Raw genomic sequence first — 18,390 nt, 5'->3', positions numbered from 1 at the left:
CCAAATTTTCTAGGAGGTAACTGACATGGCGGAAACAGCAGCAGCTCCCAAAAATGTGAAATTTATTATTACCCGCCAGGATGAACCGGAGACCAGCCCCTATACGGAGGAGTTCGAGCTTGCCTACCGCCCGGGGATGAACGTGATCAGCGCACTGATGGAGATTCAGCGTAATCCGGTGAACGCGAAAGGCGATAATACAGTTCCTGTATGCTGGGAATCCAACTGTCTGGAGGAGGTCTGCGGTGCTTGCTCCATGGTGATCAACGGCAAGCCCCGTCAGGCCTGCGCAGCGCTCATCGACAATCTGGAGCAGCCGGTGCGCATTGAGCCGATGAAGACCTTCCCGGTCGTCCGCGACCTGGTGATTGACCGCAGCCGGATGTTCAATGCCCTGAAGCGGGTCAAGGCCTGGATTCCGATTGACGGCACGTATGATCTCGGTCCGGGACCGCGTATGCCGGAGAAGAAGCGCCAGTGGGCGTATGAGCTGTCTAAATGCATGACTTGCGGCGTCTGTCTGGAGGCTTGCCCGAATGTCAATGAGAAGACTGACTTCATCGGGCCGGCAGCCATCTCCCAGGTGCGCCTGTTCAACGCTCACCCTACAGGAGAGATGAACGCTGAAGAGCGCCTGGATGCGCTCATGGATGACGGCGGGATCGACGGCTGCGGTAACTCGCAGAACTGTGTTCGGGCCTGCCCGAAGGGCATTCCCCTCACGACCTCCATTGCCGAGATCAACAAGCAGACAACGAAGCATATGTTCAAGCGCTGGCTGGGTGTCTGACAGCATCTTAGACCATTCGTCTATAAGCAGAATCGTAGCAGGCCATTCAGGTGTCATTCCTGAGTGGCCTGTTTGGCTGCGCCTGGCATAGTAACAGGTACGGATGTTTCTGGTCGGCTGGAAAAAGGGTACATGTGTAGACAGCCTGTAATGAAGAGCCTGTAGCTGCATAGAATAGCCATACGTGTGCAGGTTCCAATAAATATAGGTGAATATGTTATAATCTACATAGCCAAGTGGAAACGGCTTTGCCGTCCTTTTAAGGACGGTATCGTTTCAGCGAGAAATAGAAGGATAATTTATAGCGTAAAACCTATAAATTCTTATATTTTGGAGATTGCCGCCTGACAGCGGATAACGGGGAGGAATGACTGTGATTTGCCGTGAACAGGATGGAACGCTTGTAATGACGAAGCAGCATGAGCACGGGCTGCTGGCTGGAGAATTTGCTAAGTGGTTCAAGGAAGAGCATACGCCCGCGGAAGGCCGCCGGGCTGAGGTACTGTGGGCAGTAAGCAACCATGACCGGGGCTGGATTGATCTGGATGAGACACCGTTCTGGAATGATGCGGAGGGGCTGCCTTACAGCTTCCTCGATTTCCCGGTTGTGCCGAAGCTGACCTTTTATAGACGGGGAATCGATGAGGTGGAAGCGAAGACGCCATATGGGGCGCTGCTGTGCAGCTCGCATTTTGAACGGCTGATTGAGGTGTCGGGTGAGGAGTGCCCGGAGCTGACGCAATATCTGGAGGGTGAAGCGGACCGCCGTGCCCGTATCCACCGGGCGCTGGAGCAGAGCAAGCCGCTTGAAGAAGGCGAGCTGTATTATGACGCCAGACTGCTGCAATTCTGCGATGATCTGTCGCTGTTCCTGGCGCTTAGTAGGCCGGGCAGCGCCGAATCCGAGAAGCACCCCTGGTTCGTAGACGGCTTCTCCGGCAGCGAGGAATTCAGCTTCACCTCCGGCCGTGCCATTGAGGCGGAGTGGCAGGACAGTGCGACGCTGACCCTGACTCCGTTCCCGTTCACACAGGAGGTTGAAGTAAGCTTCAAGCAGCGGCGGGTCAGCCGGGCGGACATTAAGGATAAGGGAATTGCCCGCGCCTACCGCGAAGCTCCTGAGGAAGAATGCCGGATCAGGGTCATTAGCGGACCAGAGGAGGACTCGCGGGCTAAGACCGGAGCCGGTCAGCACACTAAGGGGTAGTATAAGTCCGGGCAAGCCGCTGCTTTGCGGGTGCCGGCAGGACCGGATGAGGACCTTCCCGGCGGGAAGCCGGGAGCTTAGAACAGGAGCGTAAAAGCCATGGCATGGTGGATCTGGGCTTTTAATATCATTGTCATTGTATTCCTGGTAGTGAGGTTTGCCGGGTTGAAGCTGAACTGGATGGGCAGAGGCGTGCTGCTTGCTCCTATTCTGATCTATGCGCTGATCTCGGTGGAGGATCTGCTGAACCTGATCGATCTGGGGACGATTGTGCCCGGCAACCGGGGACTGCGCGGACTGATTCTGTTTTTTGTCCTGGCTTCAGTCCTGTTTTATATTCTGTTTATTTTCCATGAAATCAGGGATTCCAACAGTAAGGAAGTCAGAATGCAGCAGACGCTGGTCCGGATCAGCATCGCTGCGTTCACCTGCATTCTTTTTTTTACAGTCGTATATACATCGATCTATAAGCTGTTTGGACAGTCCTCGTTCCAGGGAGAAGGCTTGGGCCAGGATCTGCTTAGCCAGTTGATTACGTTCCTCTATTTCAGCGTGGCTACTTTTACGACCGTCGGTTACGGGGATATAGCTCCCATAGATAATACCTCAAGGCTGGTTGTAGTTATGCAGATCTGCTTCAGCTTCATTACGGTCGCCTATGCGCTGTCCATGCTGGGCTTGTTCCGCAAGATTCTTGGGGGAAATACCACGGAGGAAGAGATTGAGGCGGCCATTGAAGTGGATATTGATGATAAGGTGGATGAAGCCGTAGCCGATCGACAATAACCCGATTAGAATTCAAGACAGAGAGGAGAATCTCCCTATGAAAAAATCGTTCGGAGGCTCTCCCGAGCGTACGGTTCCTGCTGCTGCGGATGGCGCGGGAACAGGCCCCCCGAAGCCGGAAGGCCGAAGCGGCCGCAAGATGACCCGCCGCCAGTTCCTGGCCCGGGGGGCAGGAGCGGTGGTAGGGGCGGGTCTCCTCGCCGGCGGCTATGCCTGGCAGGGGGAGCCGAACTGGTTAGAGGTGACCCGCCGGGAGCTGCCGCTTGCGGAGCTGCCGTCCGCGTTCGCCGGGACCCGGCTGGTCCATTTCAGCGATGTGCATCTGGGCTTCAACAAGGATGCGAAGGATCTGGCCCGGCTGACGAAGCATATCAAGGAAGAGCAGCCGGATCTGATCTGCTTCACCGGGGATATCGTAGACAGCTATGCCGAGGATCTGACCGACTCAGTCCCCCTGCTGGCAGAGCTACAGGCTCCGCTTGGGAAGTATGCCATCCTCGGGAATCATGATTACAAGAATACGGAGCTGCTGACCCGTCTGCTGACGGAGGCCGGATTCCGAGTCCTGCGGAACGAGTCTTATCTGATCAAGCAAGGCGGAGCGACGATTGCCGTAGCAGGACTGGATGACATGCTGCACGGCAAGCCGGACCCGGAGGCAGCCATCCGGGATATTCCAGACGGCATCTTCACGGTGCTGCTGATGCATGAGCCGGATTACGCCGATGTGGCGGAAGCGTACCCGTTTCACCTTCAGCTCTCGGGGCATAGCCACGGCGGTCAGATTCGCCTGCCGCTGGTCGGCGCGCCGTTCACGCCCTACGGATCTCAGAAATACATAGACGGCTTGTATTATACAGAGAATAAGGCCATGCCAGTGTATGTGAACAGGGGTTTCGGCGAGACATTGATGCCGCTGCGCTTCCTGTGCCGCCCGGAGCTTACCGTGCTGACTCTGCGCCGGGGGTAGCCGGACTGGAAGAGAGGGACGCCATAGGCGGGAGAAGAAGAGGGAGAAGTTCATGAGCACTTATGAGATGATCATGGGGATGTCACTGCAAGGTTCTAAGGTAGAACTGAAGAATATGGCGTCCGGCGACGGAGCGCTGCTGAAGTCGCTGCTCTCCCACCCTGAGGTGCAGCCGCATATTCAGCTGCGCCATGGATCGACTTCCCGGCAGGGTGTGCTGGATAAGCTGGTGAACCGGATGCTGCACGGCTATGATCCCGGCGCGCTGCATACAGGAATCTATATGTTAGGCCAGCCGGAGCTGATCGGTTCAGTCTCCCTGCAGAACTGGAACCGGCAGGAGGGCCAGGCGGTGCTGGGCTATATGCTGAATCCGTTATGGTGGGGTCGCGGGTATGCGACCGAGGCACTGGGATTGCTGCTGGCCTACGGTTTCAGGGAACTTGGCCTGAGGAAGGTCGAGGGGCGCTGCCGGGGAGATAATTACCGGTCCGCTCAGGTCATGCTGAGGAACGGCCTGACCCTGGAGCGGACCCTGCCGATGGCGGACGGCTCGGGCGACGTAATGAAAGTCTTCACATTGTTACACAATTGAAATAATGCCGTTATCAAACTCTAACAGTCAGCGGTTAAACTAAGTACATGACCCCCTTTTGAAAATATAACTGCTGTTGGGACCCGATGATTCGGGTCCATTTTTTTTGGCCATGTGCGGGCCTGGGCTCCCGATGAAAGGGATAAATCCCTTTGGATTGGCTGGAAGTGGGCTGAATGGGGAAATGAGAGGGATAAATCCCTTTGGATGGGCCGGAAATCGGCTGGATGGGGAAATGAGAGGGATAAATCCCTTTGGATGGGCCGGAAATCGGCTGGATGGGGAAATAAGAGGGATAAATCCCTTTGGATTGGCAGGAAAGTGGGCTGGATGAGGAAATGAAAGGGAGAAATTCCTTTGAATCAGCTGGAAGTTGGCTAAGAGGCCAAATGAGGAGCATTAGTGCCCCTGAATTCGTAAATAGTTGGCTAAGTGGCCGAATGAGGAGCATAAGTGCCCCTGAGTTCGTAAATAGTTAGCTAAGAGGCCGAATGAGGAGCATTAGTGCCCTTGAATTCGTAAATAGTTGGCTAAGTGGCCGAATGAGGAGCATAAGTGCACTTGAATTCGTAAATAGTTGGCTAAGTGGCCGAATGAGGAGCATTAGTGCACTTGAATTCGTAAATAGTTGGCTAAGTGGCCGAATGAGGAGCATAAGTGCCCCTGAATTCGTAAATAGTCGGCTAAGTGGCCGAATGAGGAGCATTAGTGCACCTGAGTTCGTAAATAGTCGGCTAAGTGGCCGAATGAGGAGCATTAGTGCACCTGAGTTCGTAAGTAGTTGGCTAAGAGGCCAAATGAGGAGCATAAGTGCCCCTGAATTCGTAGCGACCATACTTGCGGTATCAAACATTGTTGTACTGGCAGTCTCCAAGCGGATTGAGCTATGATAGTGTAAATGGTACATGGATAAGACAAGTATAGATGGGGGAGGAAATGAACCTTTGAATGATGTGATTAAATTACTTATGAACCACCGTTCATTCCGGAACTACAGCGGGCAGGCGGTGGAGCCTTGGAAGCTGAAGACGATTATTGAGGCAGCCCAGGCGGCACCGTCGTGGGTGAATGGCCAGCAAGTATCGATAATTGCGGTACGCAGCGAGGAACGCAGGCAGCAGCTGTCGGCGCTGAGCGGTAACCAGAAGCATGTAGCGGAAGCACCGGTATTCCTGGTGTTCTGCATGGACTTTCACCGGGCCAAGCTTGCGGCAGAGCTGGAAGGCCAGCCGTTTGAAACAGCTGCGGATATAGACGCGCTGCTCGTTGGGGCTACGGATGTCGGCATTGCACTATCAAACGCAGTAGCTGCCGCCGAGTCGCTGGGGCTGGGGATTATCCCGATTGGGGGCGTACGCCGTAACACGGCAGGGGTGATTGAACTTTTGCAGCTGCCAGAGTATGTATTCCCGGTGGTCGGACTCTGCATCGGCTATCCGGCGGGAGAACAGCCGAAGGGTTCACGCCTGCCTATAGCAGCTGTGTACCATGAAGAGGTCTATAACCCGGATCAGCAACACTTGATCGAAGAATATAATGAGACGCACCGGGAGCTGCTCAAGTCCCAGGGGCTGACGGAGCGAAGCTGGACCAGCATAATTTCCCGCTTCTACGCTCTGAATCCGCAGTATGGGGACTCGCAGCGTACGCTGAAGCAGCAGGGCTTCACCTGTGAGAATCTGAATAAGGAATAAGCACAGTATTAGCTGTACAGCGCAAAAAAGCACCGCAGCAGCAGGCAGCGTGACGGGGAGTGTCCCGTTACGCTGCCTGTTTGCGCGGTGCTGGTTGTATGAGGAGGAGCTCTAACGGTAGCGCTTCAAGCCAATAAAAAACCTCGTCTTGCCAGATTTCTTGCAAAGCGAGGTTTTTGCATTACACTGCCTACAACGCGACCTTAACCTTCTCGCGCCGCTTGTAATAGACCCAGTATTCGAATCCAATCTCCTTCAGCCGCGCAGCCACCTGATTGCGCTGGTCGGCAACGCGGGCAGGGAGATGGGCATCGGAGCCGAAGCTGACCTCCACGCCGAAGTGCAGGGCCCGCTCCAGAATCTCATTGGAAGGGTACCAGCCGCCGCACAGCTTGGTGCCGCCGGAGGTGTTGATCTCGATGGCCGGGCCGCATTCGCCTATTACACGCAAGGCTTCGTCAATCTCCTTGGGGGCAGCGATCTCGGAGAACGGCGGATAGTTCCCCTTCATGGCATCGATATGGCCGAGAATCTGGAAGATGCCGCTGCGTGCGGATTCGGCAATCAGCCGGTAGTACTCGCTTTTGGAGGCAAGCCTCTGCGCGGGGTCAAGCCCCTTCCAGCGGCCCTGGTTGAAGATACTGACCTCCTCCACATGATGCACGGAGCCGATTATATAATCGAACGGGTATGCGGCGTAGGTCTTGCGGTACAGCTCCGCATGCTCCGGGAAAAAGTCGGATTCCATACCGAGCAGAACATCAATTCGGCCTTCGTATTCTTTTTGCAGCGACAATACTTCCTCTACATAGTGGACCAGCTCGGACTTGGCCATGGCAATGCGCGGAAAAGCCTGCTCGGACGGGCTTCCGAAGTAAGGCGAATGATCGGAAATACCGATGACATCCAGCCCCGCCGCTATTGCGGCTTCAATATAATCCCGGATCGTGCCGTCAGCATGGCCGCAGCGGAAATGATGGGTATGCAGGTCGAACTTCATAATCGGAACATCTCCTTAGGCCAATATGGCGAAATAGGGTGCAGGTTACTCTGAGCCGATGAACTGGGTCTCGGGCATTCCCTTAAGGTCGCTCAGGAACTGTCTCATCGCAGAGTTGACATACTTGCCCGACTTGGTAATGACACCTACAGGATGGGTAACCTCAAGCTCGATGATCGGGACGATCCGCAGGGTTCCGCTTCTGACCTCGGCAGTGACAGACTGCTTGGAGATGACCGCCGCTCCCAGATCAAGCTCGACCATCCGCTTCACTTCCTCACTGCTGGTCAGTTCCATAATCACCAGCGGCTGAATACCGTGCCTCGCCAGTACCTCATCGACAAATTTCCGGCCGACCGTATCCGGTGAGAGCAGGATGAGCGGGATGGTGCCCAGTGCCTCGATCCCGGCTGTTTTGACCTGGGCCAGCGGATGGCGGGGCGAAACCACCAGTTCAAAAGTATCATAATACAGGACCGAGGTCGTCATCCCCGGATTACGGCCGATCAGATAGCCGATACCGACATCCACAATCCCGTTCTCGACTTGCTGGTAGATCTGGGAGGAGGACATGGATGAGATCGAGGTTTTGATATGAGGGAACTGATCCTGGAAGTAGGAGAGCACCCGGGGGAGAATCTGGATGGCGATGGAGGTGGTCGTACCGAGAATAATATGCCCTTGGGGATTCTCTTCGAGATCGGCAAGGCGCTGCTTAAGCTCATCTACGATTCCGACAATCTGTTCCGCGTGGGCGAGGAAGACCTTGCCCCTGTCCGTCAGCGTCACCGGCTGGTTCCGGTCAACAAGCTGCGTTTTGAACTCTTCCTCCAGGCTTTTGATCTGGGCCGAGACCGCCGGCTGCGTCAGGTTGAGCAGCTCGCCCGCCTTGCGGAAGCTCATGGTTTTGGAGATGGTGATCAATGTTTCGAGCTGGCTGATATTCATGGACTGTCCCCCTTATGGCTACCGGATGGTGCCGCCGTATATTTGTACAAACAGGGAAAGCCGCAGCTTTCCGGAGGGCGTATGCGCACATGCCGGCTTCCAGAATTAGAGTCTGCAAGCCGCGGATTCTGACAAAGCAGATAGGTACAAGGGTCGCTGTGAGTGCTGCACTCGGAGGGTGTGACGCCGCAGATCTTACGTTTATTGATTAAATTATAGGAGATTCCTCCCGGGAGGGCAATGTTGCGCTCCAAACTATCTTCAGAAATCATTCGACAAGACCATTAATTTTTGGTGAATAATGCCGATATATGAAGTATAATAAATTTTATTGCTTAGGACTTTTGGTATATGACTAAAGACTGGTCGAGGGGGACAGCACTTTCATGAAAGCAGAAGTAATCAATCCGTTTTTAGAGTCTGCGCGCATTGTAATTGAACAGGTGATCCAAGTCTCGCCGTCCACCGGTATGCTGGGGATTAAGGATATTGAACTGATCGATAATCATATATGGATTCAAGTGGGAATGACAGGTCAGCTCAGCGGGAATATTATCTTCGGGATTGCCGAACCGGTAGCACTTAAGATGGTGTCGGCCATGATGGGCGGTTATGTGATAACAGAGATGGATGAGATGGGCCAGAGCGCCATTTCCGAGCTGGGCAATATGATCAGCGGCAATGCCAGTACTATTCTCTCCAATCAAGGGGTGTCGGTAGACATTACCCCGCCGAAGCTGATGAAGTCCGAGGGCATGTCCATCCTGCCGCGCAAAGCATTGAGTATTCCTCTTCTGATGGAAGGCATCGGGGAGCTTGATATTCAGGTTATGATCTCTTAGGCAAATAATCGGGAGTTGAACCTATTCCATGGCAGTACAAGGCAAGATTGTGGTGATTACAGGAGCTTCCAGCGGGATTGGAGCGCTTACGGCACAGATGCTCAGCGAGCGTGGGGCGGTTCCCGTTCTGCTGGCCCGGTCCAGGGACAAGCTGCAGGCTGTTGCGGCGGGCATTCAGGGGGAGCATGGGCTGTTCGTCTGTGATGTGACCGATGAAACGGCAGTTAAGCATACCTTTGCGGAGATCCTGGAGCAATACGGCAGAATTGATATTCTGCTCAATAATGCCGGTTACGGCAAGTTTGCGGCTTTTACAGAGATGGAGTCTGAAGAGTTCGCCGACATGATGGATGTTAACTATATGGGAATTGTGCGCTGCACCAAGGCTGTCGTTCCTCATATGCTTACACGCGGCAGCGGTCAGATCGTGAATGTGGCTTCCATGGCCGGCAAAATCGGAACCGCACGCTCAGTGTCCTACACGGCCACCAAGCATGCCGTTCTCGGCTTCACCAATGCGCTCCGCCAGGAGCTTCGCAAGAGCGGTATTATTGTCTCGGCTGTGAACCCTGGACCTATCGCCACCGAATTCTTCAAGACCGCCGACCCTTCAGGCAATTATGAACGAAGCGTAAGCCGGATCATGATGACGCCGCAGCATGTGTCCGCGAAGATCGTCAAGCTGATGGACAAGGGCAAAGAGGAAGCGGATCTGCCCGGTCTGGCAGGCTTCGGCATCCGGCTCTATGGCCTGTTTCCGCGGCTGGCAGACAAGCTGACCTATAACCTGATGAACAGAAAATGACCAGAGAAGTATAGATCATAATTACCGTCTGTGGCGTGAACGGCTTGTCCCCCTTTGGTATACAGGTTGGTATGACCGTGTTAAATACGGCCCCAACTTAGATTTTATGGCCTTCCATTTGGTGGAGAGGCCTTTTTGGCATATAATGAACATATTATCTTAAGTGAAAAGGATGAAACCCTATTATGAATAAAGCTTCTTTTGCGGCTATCGGCATCCAGGAAGACCTTGCTGCCCGATTGTCTGAATTCGGCATCACCGAACCATCCCCTGTACAGGAGCAGACGATTCCGCTTCTGCTGGAAGGAAGAGATGTTCTGGCCGCATCCCAGACAGGAACAGGCAAGACACTGGCTTATCTGCTGCCGCTGCTGCAAGGGATTAACCCGGACTCGAAATCGGTGCAAAAGCTGGTGCTGGCCCCAACCCAGGAGCTGGCAATGCAAATTCTCCGTGAAGCGGAGCGCTACGGGGCACACCGGGGCATCCGGGCCATGGGGCTGATTGGCGGAGCGGCGATCAAGCGCCAGATTGACAAGCTGCGGGAGCATCCGCATCTGGTGGTAGGCACCCCGGGACGCATACGTGAGCTGATCGGGCTGCGCAAGCTCAAGATGCACGAGGTGAGCACGATTATTCTCGATGAGGCAGATCAGATGTTCCAGCTTAGCGGTGCAGGCGAAGTGACGAAGATCGTCAGCAGTGCGCTGCGTACGCGGCAGCTGGTCATGCTGTCAGCCACCATTGGACCGGAGACCCGTCTGCTGGCAAACCGGGAAATGAAGAATCCGGCGGAGGTGGGCATTGATCCGGAGATGATGACCGCAGCGAGCCTGGAGCATCACTATGTGGTGTGCGAGGAGCGGAACAAGATCGATATGCTGCGCCGGGTCATCCGCCACTACAAGCCGGACCGGGCCATTGTGTTCGTGAACGCTACGGACGACATCGCTGAAGTGACCGCGAAGCTGAACCATCTGGGGCTTCCGGCTGCTGCGCTCTATGGAGATGCGGACAAGGTGACGCGCGCAAACGTGCTGACCCGCTTCCGGGACGGCAAGCTCAAGGTGCTGGTCGCCAGTGACGTAGCGGCGCGGGGCCTGGATATTGAGAATCTGACGCTTGTCGTCAGCTTCGATCCGGCCTTTGACTCCGAGCACTATGTCCACCGTGCCGGACGTACCGGGCGCATGGGCAAACGCGGCTTATCCGTAACGATCGTTACGGAGCAGCAGACGTTCATCATGCGCAAATTCGCCCGCGAGCTGGATATCCAGCTGGACGAGCGGGCGATGGCGTTTGGGAAGGCGCTGGCGGAAGGCGAGCGCAGTGATTTAGGCGGCGGGGGCGGGAACGCCCGCCGCGAAAGCGTTGCCCCGCGCGGCGGCATTGCAGCGCGCACCGGCAAGCCGCAGGTGCGGACCTCGGCGGCTGGAACAGCAGCCGGAGGGACGGGCGGCGACGCGCCGGCAGGCCAGCCGGGCGCAGCGGCTGGCGGCAGTGGCGTTACGGCGCGGCGCGAGCAGCACCGGCCGGGAGTGAGCGCCGGCACGCGCAGCGCGGCGGGGCCCGGGGGCAAGGCCCGCAGCAATGCTGAGCGGGAGCAGAACCGCAAGAATAAGGGAGCCCCGAAATGGCTCAAGAACAAAACCCCGAGAGGTGACGGTCAATGAATACAGCTCCCGTATTGGAAATTACGGGCCTCAGCGGAGGCTACAGCCTGAACAAGCCGGTGCTTCATGACATTGGCCTGCAGGTGCAGCCCGGTGAGATGGTTGGGTTAATCGGACTGAACGGTGCGGGCAAGAGCACCACCATGAAGCATATCCTAGGGCTGATGTCCCCGCATAAGGGTGAGATTACGGTACAAGGGAAGACGCGCAGCAGCGATCCTGAGAGCTACCACAGTGCGCTGTCCTTCGTGCCGGAGTCCCCTCTGCTCTATGAGGAAATGACGGTTCGTGAGCATGTAGAATTCACTGCCAGAGCGTATGGCGTGGAGCGCAGTGATTATGAATCACGCACCAGCCAGCTGGCTGCACTCTTCAATATGGAGGACAAGATGGATACCTTGTCCTCTCATCTGTCCAAGGGCATGAAGCAGAAGGTGATGATTATGTGCGCATTCGTAGCGCGTCCGGCCCTGTATGTCATCGACGAGCCGTTTCTCGGCCTCGACCCGCTGGGTATCCGCTCCCTGCTGGATTTCATGCTGGACCTGAAGAAGTCGGGAGCGTCGATTCTGCTCAGCTCGCATATTCTCTCTACGATTGAGAACTATTGTGACCGGTTCATTGTGCTGCACGGCGGCAAGGTGATTGCGGAGGGGACCCTCGCCGAGATGACAGCGAAGGCCGGGCGGCAGGGCTTGAATTTGGAGCAGCTGTTCTACGAGCTGGTTCAGGGAGGGAAATGATATGGATTTGAAGGAGCTGCGCCGGCAGCGGCGCAGCCGGTTCACAGGAAGCCTTGTCCCTTATATGGGATATATCATACAGAGCGGTGTCGCCATGGTGTTCCTGCTGGTGCTGATTATTTTCTCCGCCTGGTACACAGCGCTGCTGCGCGATATTCCGCCTGGCATACCGATCCGCTGGATTATGTTCGTCCTGCTGGTGCCTGCGGCGGTGCACAGCAGCTTCCGGACGTATCTGCAGACCCCGGATACGATCTTCCTGCTGCCGCAGGGCCACCGGATGAGAGAGTATTTCGCCCCGTCCTGGGTCAGCGGCAATGTGTGGAAGATTCTGCGCCTGGCCTTTATCCTCATTACATTATGGCCGCTGTACATACGCACCGAGGAGTCACCCCGGGGGCTGCTGGCTACCCTGCTGGTGCTCATTCTGGTCAAGCTGTTATCCAGCTACGGGTTATGGTGGGAGACGGCGATGCTCTCCCGCCCCGCTGCGGCTGGCTATAACCTGCTACGCTGGGCGGTCGGCGCTCTGATGGTTGGCGCCTGGTTATGGCAGCCGTCCATGCGCGCCCTGATCTTCATCCTGATTCTGGCCGCAGCCTATGCGGCCGCGCTGGCCGTTCCCGGACGGCATGCTGTTCCGTGGGAACGCCTGATCACCATGGAGAAGAACCAGGGGACCCGGGCGCTGATGGTCCTCGGCTGGTTCGTCGATGTTCCGGGACGCGAGCAGCGGGTCTATGCCCGCCGTTATCTGTCGCGTTGGGGCAGCGGGCTGAGCTGGCAGCGGGATTCAGCCTACCGGTTCCTCCTGACCAAAAGCTTCGCCCGGGGTGACGTCTTCGGCATCGTCCTGCGGATGGCTGTGCTGGATCTGTTCCTGGTGTGGATGATGAAGGACAGCTATCTCGGCAGCGGCATCTATGTATTCTTCCTCTTCCTGATGGGCATTCAGCTGACGGCGCTGCGCAAGCTGCACAGCGAATCGTTCTGGCTGACCGTCTACCCGCTGCCGGAGGGCAGCAAGGGCAAGGGAACGATCCAGTTTGTCTTCCGGGTCCATCTGGTCCTGGCGCTGCTGACCGGATTGCCGCTCCTGCTTCAGTTAGGGCAGCGCCCGCTGGAAGTGCTGGGCACCTTCGCCTGCGGATTCCTGCTGGCGTATCTGTTCAAGGCCAACTCCACCCGCAAGGAAGCGCGTGTGGATGAAGATGACCTGTAGAACAGATTGCCGCAGCCGACAAGGCGTACCCGCAAGCGGGTATGCTTATCACAAATGGCCTCAGACTCTCGCGGATGCGGAGTCTGAGGCCATTTTCAGAAGATAAGAATGTATAAAAGGGAATTCCCTCTTCATATCAGGTGGAGCAGGGAATGCTATAACACGTGGATCGGAGAGAGCACGCAGCTCCCTCCAGGGGACTCACTCCCTGTTAGACAAAGAGTGAACGGCTGATGATGACCAGCAGGATAAAGAGAACCAGAATCGCTCCAGTGCTTGTGAACCCGCCGCCGTATCCGTATCCGCCTCTAACTTCTTCGCTCATGTTCATTCCCCTTTCGCGTGTGAGTTGTTGTACTTGAGTACATCGTATTGTATGTGCGGAGGGCAGAACGTGTATAGGCCAATGCCGTAGCACCGGGCAAAAAAAATCAGCCCCGGCCTTCCGGGGCTGACGCAGGTATGCAAAGGCGGATGATCAGGCCTTTTCCAAATCACGGATGCCGGCATAGACCAGATCGAACAGATCTTCCAGCTGATCCTCCTCGATACAGGAGAAAGCAATGCGCAGGTCGCTCTCGCCAAGGGCGATGGTGCCTAGGCCGTAGGTGTGGATCAGGTGAAGCCGCAGATCTTCCGCAGAGACGGTAAAGAGCTTCAGGCACATGAAGTACCCGGAGTTGAACGGATAATACGTCCATACATCATTGCCGTATTTACCGCTGTCCAGCAGCGCCTTCACTTTGTTGGCCCGGCCTTTCATGATCTGGAACTTCTCTTCCTTTTGTGCGGCGAATTCCGGCGCCTTCAGCGCGTCGAGCACGAAGGTCTGCGATGGATGTGCTCCGCTGGAGATGGTGGCGCGGATAATACCCAGTGTTTTTTGCTCCAGGGCTGCCAGCAGCTCCTTGTTCTCCGAAGCGTAGGTGATGAAGCCGACGCGGAAGCCCCAGACGAATTCTTCCTTGGTGGCTCCGTCAATCTTGACCGCCAGCACGCGCGGATGCAGATTCGCCAGCTTGCCGAACAGGGATTCCTTGAGCGAATCCTCGAAAAAGAGTCCGAAATAGGCGTCATCGCTGACCACTACCACATTAATACCTTCTTCGGCGGCGCGCAGGATGGCGGCAACGATGGCTTCGCCTTCCTTAATGCCCGGTGTATATCCGGTCGGATTGTTCGGGAAATTCAGCAGGACGATGGCTTTGCCGCGGTCCTTCTGGGACAGCAGCGCATCCAGCAGACCTTCACTATTGAAGTTCATATCCTCGGTGAAGAGCGGATAATTAACGGTCTCAGTCTGGCGGCGGATGCCGAAGGTCAGCTCGTAGTTCTCCCAGTTTTTGTCCGGATAGATGACGGCATCCCCTTGCTCTGCGAACAGATCGGCAACGATGCTAAGCCCGTGGGTCAGCGCATTCGTGACGATTGGATTACTGAAGGACTTGCCTTCAAGCGACGGATTCTCCCGCAGCATCTTCTCCCGCCAGACAGAGCGAAGCTCAGGCTTGCCTGCCGGAGGTGCATAGCCGTACAGGTCCTTGGGGCTGAAGGCGGAGAGCTTATCCTGGATTACGCCAAGGTGCATCGGCAACCCGTTCTCGGTAGCAATCCCGATGGTGGCGTTATACTTTTTAGCATGAGCCGTTGCCTCTGCGGATTGGCTCAGAATCCCCTCTTTGGGAAAATAGATCGCTTTACCGAGACTCGAGAGCATATCGTATACATGTTCATTGCCTGCCTTGATGCTGTCATTCAATTGTCCAGCCAGTGGATTCATCAGTTTCATCCTTCCGGTATTCTTCTGGGATATATACGCTAACATTGCCTAACATTATAACACCGTGGATTGCCGCCGTCACTTAGGAATGCTGCGTTTTCATAAATAGTTTTGGAAACGAAGCGGCGTCCCGTCCCCATGCGCAGCCCAGAAGATGTACAAATGGGAACCGGACAAGGTATTATGAAAAGTAAGCTTACGCTATATCTATAGGAGGGAATCATATGCTGCATGCATCGCCATCCTCTTTTGTAATCCTCCCGGCTCTGGCGAAGATTGTCTGTGAACCGGGCTGGAAGTGGCAAAAAAGAGAGAAGCCGCTGCAAAATTACGATTTATTCTACGTCTGGAGCGGGGAGGGGACTGTTGTGCGCGGTGGAGTGCCCTATCAGGTAGGGAAGGGAAGCTGCTTCCTGTTCCGCCCGGGGGATTATACCAGCGCTACACATAATCCGCAAAAGCCGCTTGTGCTTACATATATTCACTTCGATGTTACCGAAGAGGTGACCGAGGTGCCGGCGTTCTACCACGAGCTAAGTGAGACGGTGGAATTCGAGCATCTGCTGGCCCGTTATGTCCGGCTGTTCCTGGTGCAGACCTATGCGGCGGAGGAGGAGGGCCGTCTGATTCTGAAGCAGCTCATGATTCATCTGCTGCGGCAGGATCAGGCGAGGCCGGTCGAGCGCCATGTCAGCAACCAGCTGGCGGAGGTGATCCACGAGGTCGCCAACTATGTCAGCCAGCATCCCGGGGCGGCGCACCGGGTAGAGGATCTGGCCGCCCGTGCAGGGCTGTCCCCTCGCTATTTCTCGATCAAGTTCAAGGAGATCACCGGCTCCTCGGTCCAGTCCTATGTGATTCGCGCACGGATCGAACGGGCACAGCATCTGCTGCTGTATGCGGGCATGAACGTCACGGAGGTGGCGGATGCGCTCGGCTACAGAGACATCTTCTTTTTCAGCCGCCAGTTCAAGCAGCATACCGGGAAGAGCCCGTCAGAGATCCGCTGAAGCGGCGGGGGAGCATCGTGCTGATTGTGTTATAGGTGCTTCGGGTGCTAGATGTGCTGTGATGCTAAGGGTGCTTGATGTGCCATGTGTGCCATGTACTACGTGTGCTACGTGTGCTATGCGGACCGTGTGGACCTATTTTGCGAAAAAGTTACTTATTCCGCCCATCGCGGACTCAGGGGCCGTTATCTGACTGATAGGAGCTGAAATAGAGGAGTATAGGCAAACTTAAGAGCATCGGAGTCCGCTTGCCCTCCGTAATCAGGCAGAATAGCTGAAATAGCGGCTTCCCAGTCCGCAAGACCGGCCAGAAGTTGAAGCGGACACCGCGCTGTGACAAAATAAAGGAAAGCACAGCAAAATATACACGGGAGAAGGAGAATACTTATGTACGAAATAGTCCTGATACGGCATGGCGAGAGTGAATACAACCGGCAGAATCTGTTTACGGGCTGGAGTGATCCTGATCTGACGGAGAAGGGTGTTGAAGAGGCGAAGAAGGCAGGCAAGCTGCTGAAGGATGCCGGATATACCTTCGATCTGGCGTTCGCCTCGGTGCTGAAGCGTTCGATCAAGACGCTGAACTATGTGCTGGATGAGATGGACCTGCTGTGGATTCCTGTGCAGAAGTCGTGGAAGCTGAATGAGCGCCATTACGGTGCACTACAGGGCCTCAGCAAAAGTGAAACGGCCCTTAAATACGGTGAGGAGCAGCTCCATATCTGGCGGCGCAGCCTCTCGGTCCGCCCTCCGATGCTGGAGCCGGATGATCCGCGTTATGCCAGACATGATATCCGCTACAAGGAAGTGCGTCCGGGTGACATCCCGCGCGGCGAGAGCCTGGAGGATACCGTGCACCGGGTTGGAGATTTCTGGACCAACCGGATTGTGCCGCTGATCCGCAAGAAGGAGCGGGTCCTGATCTCGGCACATGGCAATACGCTGCGGGCCCTGATCAAGTATATGGAGGATATCGACGAGACCGCACTGCTGGATCTCAATATCCCGACCGGCGTTCCGCTGGTCTACAAGCTCGACGACGACGTGAAGCCGCTCAGCCGCTTCTACCTCGGCGAACCGGAAGAGGTACAGCAGAAGGCCCGCGAGGTGGCGAATCAGAGTAAGGTTACAGAGTAACCGGAGCGGCGCTGCGCCCAGCTTAGCATTGATTATGTGCTCGTGATGAATATTCCTGCTGCCAGTGAGCTGGAGGATGGAAGCAGTATGCGTGATCTGATTAGAGCGTTATTCACCTGTGTGATATGGACAGCCTACTTCCGGAAATCGGAGCGTGTAAGATACACCTTTATCCGGTAAAAAAGCCCGGCGAACGCAACCTATGTGCTAACCCGGAAGCTTCATTTAGAGTTCAAAAAAACCCGTCCAAGGTACACAAATTCGTGTCCTTAGGCGGGTTTTGTGCTGTGCGGAAAGTGTGATCCTGTCCTATTATCAGTTGTGACGTTCGTGCAGGATCAGGTCCGGCAAAACTAGACCGGCCGCCGCATCTCTCCCAGCAGCTCGCCCATCTTCACCTTCGTATCCGGGGCCAGCCCGGGGCGCGGGGTGAAGGTGCCGCTCTCCATCAGCAGGACTACCGTGGAACCGAATTCGAAATATGCCAGGTCGTCGCCGCGCTGCCATTCTCTGGCTGCCTCATCGGTGTAGCGGATACTGCTCACATTCATTGCGCCTACCTTGACCACGGCGGTCTCGCCATAGCTGCCGGCTATATAAGTAATCAGCCGTTCGTTACGGCTCAGGACACTCTTCATATGGCGCATGCCGAAATCATTCACGGGGTAAGCCCGTCCGCGGATATAATCGCTCTCCCTCAGCTGTCCGGTTAACGGGGAGTGAATCCGGTGATAATCGGTAGGGCTTAAGTAGAGGACGAAATAATAGCCTTTCTTGTACAGTTCGAGGTGTGGTGAGTGATTAAGCAAATCCTCCAGCGTATAATCCTGCCCCTTCACATTCATTATCGTGCCGCAGTTGATTTCGCCCATTGCCGTAATCATCGCGTCTACAGGACTGGCTACGGCATGCTCACCGCTGGCCACCGGGCGCATCCCCGGCTTCAGGCGGCGGCTGAAGAATTCATTCAGTGTACGGTATTCTCCGGCAGCCTTCTCCGCCTCGGCGGCAGGAATCTGATAGGAACGAATAAATACCGGAATCATAAGGCGGCTGAGTCTGCTGTGGGATAAAGCTCCCATCAACCTGGAAAGCCATCTGTGCGAGGATAGCTCGGTCATCAGCCGCAGCAATTGTTTAACCATGCCCATCTCCCTTCCATCATGCAGCAGTGTTATCCTGTGCCAA

19 protein-coding genes are annotated in these 18,390 nt (G+C 55.6%); 14 read left to right on the top strand and 5 right to left on the bottom strand.

Going from position 1 to position 18,390, the window contains the following annotated elements; translation table 11 throughout:
- Positions 1-25: 25 nt before the first annotated feature.
- From sdhB to MKY86_RS25035, 6 genes are all read left to right on the top strand, one after another.
- Positions 26-790, top strand: coding sequence for a succinate dehydrogenase iron-sulfur subunit (sdhB, locus tag MKY86_RS25060; RefSeq protein WP_036727090.1), 765 nt, complete (start codon positions 26-28; stop codon positions 788-790).
- A 373-nt stretch (positions 791-1,163) separates the two neighbouring features.
- On the top strand, positions 1,164-1,997 hold the full coding sequence (locus MKY86_RS25055) for a DUF3891 family protein (RefSeq protein ID WP_076082252.1): 834 nt from the start codon (positions 1,164-1,166) through the stop codon (positions 1,995-1,997).
- 99 nt (positions 1,998-2,096) lie between these two features.
- A complete protein-coding gene (locus MKY86_RS25050; RefSeq protein ID WP_076082254.1) occupies positions 2,097-2,783 on the top strand; it encodes an ion channel in 687 nt (228 codons plus the stop codon).
- 37 nt (positions 2,784-2,820) lie between these two features.
- Positions 2,821-3,753: a metallophosphoesterase gene (locus MKY86_RS25045; RefSeq protein ID WP_076082256.1), complete on the top strand. Its 933-nt coding sequence runs from the start codon at positions 2,821-2,823 to the stop codon at positions 3,751-3,753.
- 52 nt (positions 3,754-3,805) lie between these two features.
- Positions 3,806-4,348 (top strand): GNAT family N-acetyltransferase, encoded by a 543-nt coding sequence (locus MKY86_RS25040; protein WP_076082269.1) that lies wholly within the window; start codon positions 3,806-3,808, stop codon positions 4,346-4,348.
- Positions 4,349-5,301: 953 nt separating this feature from the next.
- The gene (locus MKY86_RS25035) at positions 5,302-6,042 is read left to right on the top strand and encodes an NADPH-dependent oxidoreductase (RefSeq protein ID WP_340827877.1); all 741 of its coding nucleotides are present in this window, start codon (positions 5,302-5,304) and stop codon (positions 6,040-6,042) included.
- Positions 6,043-6,232: 190 nt separating this feature from the next.
- On the opposite strand, the gene MKY86_RS25030 is transcribed toward MKY86_RS25035, so the two are convergent.
- On the bottom strand, positions 6,233-7,042 hold the full coding sequence (locus tag MKY86_RS25030; protein WP_076082273.1) for a histidinol-phosphatase: 810 nt from the start codon (positions 7,040-7,042) through the stop codon (positions 6,233-6,235).
- Between the two features lie 45 nt (positions 7,043-7,087).
- A complete protein-coding gene (locus tag MKY86_RS25025; RefSeq protein ID WP_036701586.1) occupies positions 7,088-7,990 on the bottom strand; it encodes a LysR family transcriptional regulator in 903 nt (300 codons plus the stop codon).
- Between the two features lie 386 nt (positions 7,991-8,376).
- On the opposite strand from MKY86_RS25025, the gene MKY86_RS25020 reads away from it, so the two are divergent.
- The 5 genes from MKY86_RS25020 (at position 8,377) to MKY86_RS25000 (ending at position 13,275) form a co-directional block, all read left to right on the top strand.
- The gene (locus MKY86_RS25020) at positions 8,377-8,832 is read left to right on the top strand and encodes a chemotaxis protein CheX (protein ID WP_036727095.1); all 456 of its coding nucleotides are present in this window, start codon (positions 8,377-8,379) and stop codon (positions 8,830-8,832) included.
- 28 nt (positions 8,833-8,860) lie between these two features.
- Positions 8,861-9,637, top strand: coding sequence for an SDR family NAD(P)-dependent oxidoreductase (locus tag MKY86_RS25015; protein ID WP_076082275.1), 777 nt, complete (start codon positions 8,861-8,863; stop codon positions 9,635-9,637).
- A 185-nt stretch (positions 9,638-9,822) separates the two neighbouring features.
- Positions 9,823-11,310, top strand: a complete 1,488-nt coding sequence (locus tag MKY86_RS25010; protein ID WP_076082288.1) for a DEAD/DEAH box helicase — start codon at positions 9,823-9,825, stop codon at positions 11,308-11,310.
- Positions 11,307-12,053, top strand: a complete 747-nt coding sequence (locus MKY86_RS25005; protein WP_036701580.1) for an ABC transporter ATP-binding protein — start codon at positions 11,307-11,309, stop codon at positions 12,051-12,053. Before MKY86_RS25010 ends, MKY86_RS25005 begins: the two co-directional genes overlap by 4 nt.
- Before the next feature lies 1 nt (position 12,054).
- A complete protein-coding gene (locus MKY86_RS25000; protein ID WP_076082290.1) occupies positions 12,055-13,275 on the top strand; it encodes an ABC transporter permease in 1,221 nt (406 codons plus the stop codon).
- Positions 13,276-13,486: 211 nt separating this feature from the next.
- Here MKY86_RS25000 and MKY86_RS24995 read toward each other — a convergent pair whose 3' ends face one another.
- Complete coding sequence (locus MKY86_RS24995) at positions 13,487-13,600, bottom strand: YjcZ family sporulation protein (RefSeq protein ID WP_209875980.1); 114 nt, start codon at positions 13,598-13,600, stop codon at positions 13,487-13,489.
- A 153-nt stretch (positions 13,601-13,753) separates the two neighbouring features.
- Positions 13,754-15,055: an aminotransferase class I/II-fold pyridoxal phosphate-dependent enzyme gene (locus tag MKY86_RS24990; RefSeq protein WP_076082363.1), complete on the bottom strand. Its 1,302-nt coding sequence runs from the start codon at positions 15,053-15,055 to the stop codon at positions 13,754-13,756.
- Positions 15,056-15,279: 224 nt separating this feature from the next.
- Between MKY86_RS24990 and MKY86_RS24985 the strand changes: the two genes are divergently transcribed.
- The 3 genes from MKY86_RS24985 (at position 15,280) to MKY86_RS24975 (ending at position 17,382) form a co-directional block, all read left to right on the top strand.
- Positions 15,280-16,065, top strand: a complete 786-nt coding sequence (locus MKY86_RS24985) for a helix-turn-helix domain-containing protein (RefSeq protein WP_076082292.1) — start codon at positions 15,280-15,282, stop codon at positions 16,063-16,065.
- 387 nt (positions 16,066-16,452) lie between these two features.
- The gene (gene gpmA, locus MKY86_RS24980; RefSeq protein WP_076082294.1) at positions 16,453-17,202 is read left to right on the top strand and encodes a 2,3-diphosphoglycerate-dependent phosphoglycerate mutase; all 750 of its coding nucleotides are present in this window, start codon (positions 16,453-16,455) and stop codon (positions 17,200-17,202) included.
- A 36-nt stretch (positions 17,203-17,238) separates the two neighbouring features.
- Entirely contained in the window at positions 17,239-17,382 is a 144-nt protein-coding gene (locus MKY86_RS24975) for a DUF2569 family protein (protein ID WP_083685548.1), read from the top strand.
- A 173-nt stretch (positions 17,383-17,555) separates the two neighbouring features.
- Here the strand turns inward: MKY86_RS24975 and asd are convergent, their stop codons facing one another.
- Entirely contained in the window at positions 17,556-18,347 is a 792-nt protein-coding gene (gene asd, locus MKY86_RS24970) for an archaetidylserine decarboxylase (RefSeq protein ID WP_036727108.1), read from the bottom strand.
- Positions 18,348-18,390: the final 43 nt, after the last annotated feature.

This window comes from Paenibacillus sp. FSL R7-0333 (assembly GCF_038000365.1).
Lineage (GTDB): Bacteria > Bacillota > Bacilli > Paenibacillales > Paenibacillaceae > Paenibacillus_AQ > Paenibacillus_AQ silagei.
Note: the sequence above shows the minus strand (reverse complement) of the source record. Positions and strands in the feature narration are given on the sequence as shown.

Excerpts from the sequence above, each read along its gene's own strand:
- asd (WP_036727108.1), bottom strand. The coding sequence starts at position 18,347 with ATGGTTAAACAATTGCTGCGGCTGATGACCGAGCTATCCTCGCACAGA.
- MKY86_RS25040 (WP_076082269.1), top strand. The coding sequence starts at position 3,806 with ATGAGCACTTATGAGATGATCATGGGGATGTCACTGCAAGGTTCTAAG.
- MKY86_RS25020 (WP_036727095.1), top strand. The coding sequence starts at position 8,377 with ATGAAAGCAGAAGTAATCAATCCGTTTTTAGAGTCTGCGCGCATTGTA.
- gpmA (WP_076082294.1), top strand. The coding sequence starts at position 16,453 with ATGTACGAAATAGTCCTGATACGGCATGGCGAGAGTGAATACAACCGG.
- MKY86_RS24990 (WP_076082363.1), bottom strand. The coding sequence starts at position 15,055 with ATGAATCCACTGGCTGGACAATTGAATGACAGCATCAAGGCAGGCAAT.
- sdhB (WP_036727090.1), top strand. The coding sequence starts at position 26 with ATGGCGGAAACAGCAGCAGCTCCCAAAAATGTGAAATTTATTATTACC.
- MKY86_RS25010 (WP_076082288.1), top strand. The coding sequence starts at position 9,823 with ATGAATAAAGCTTCTTTTGCGGCTATCGGCATCCAGGAAGACCTTGCT.
- MKY86_RS25050 (WP_076082254.1), top strand. The coding sequence starts at position 2,097 with ATGGCATGGTGGATCTGGGCTTTTAATATCATTGTCATTGTATTCCTG.
- MKY86_RS25005 (WP_036701580.1), top strand. The coding sequence starts at position 11,307 with ATGAATACAGCTCCCGTATTGGAAATTACGGGCCTCAGCGGAGGCTAC.
- MKY86_RS25025 (WP_036701586.1), bottom strand. The coding sequence starts at position 7,990 with ATGAATATCAGCCAGCTCGAAACATTGATCACCATCTCCAAAACCATG.
- MKY86_RS24985 (WP_076082292.1), top strand. The coding sequence starts at position 15,280 with ATGCTGCATGCATCGCCATCCTCTTTTGTAATCCTCCCGGCTCTGGCG.
- MKY86_RS25045 (WP_076082256.1), top strand. The coding sequence starts at position 2,821 with ATGAAAAAATCGTTCGGAGGCTCTCCCGAGCGTACGGTTCCTGCTGCT.
- MKY86_RS24995 (WP_209875980.1), bottom strand. The coding sequence starts at position 13,600 with ATGAGCGAAGAAGTTAGAGGCGGATACGGATACGGCGGCGGGTTCACA.
- MKY86_RS25015 (WP_076082275.1), top strand. The coding sequence starts at position 8,861 with ATGGCAGTACAAGGCAAGATTGTGGTGATTACAGGAGCTTCCAGCGGG.
- MKY86_RS25030 (WP_076082273.1), bottom strand. The coding sequence starts at position 7,042 with ATGAAGTTCGACCTGCATACCCATCATTTCCGCTGCGGCCATGCTGAC.
- MKY86_RS25000 (WP_076082290.1), top strand. The coding sequence starts at position 12,055 with ATGGATTTGAAGGAGCTGCGCCGGCAGCGGCGCAGCCGGTTCACAGGA.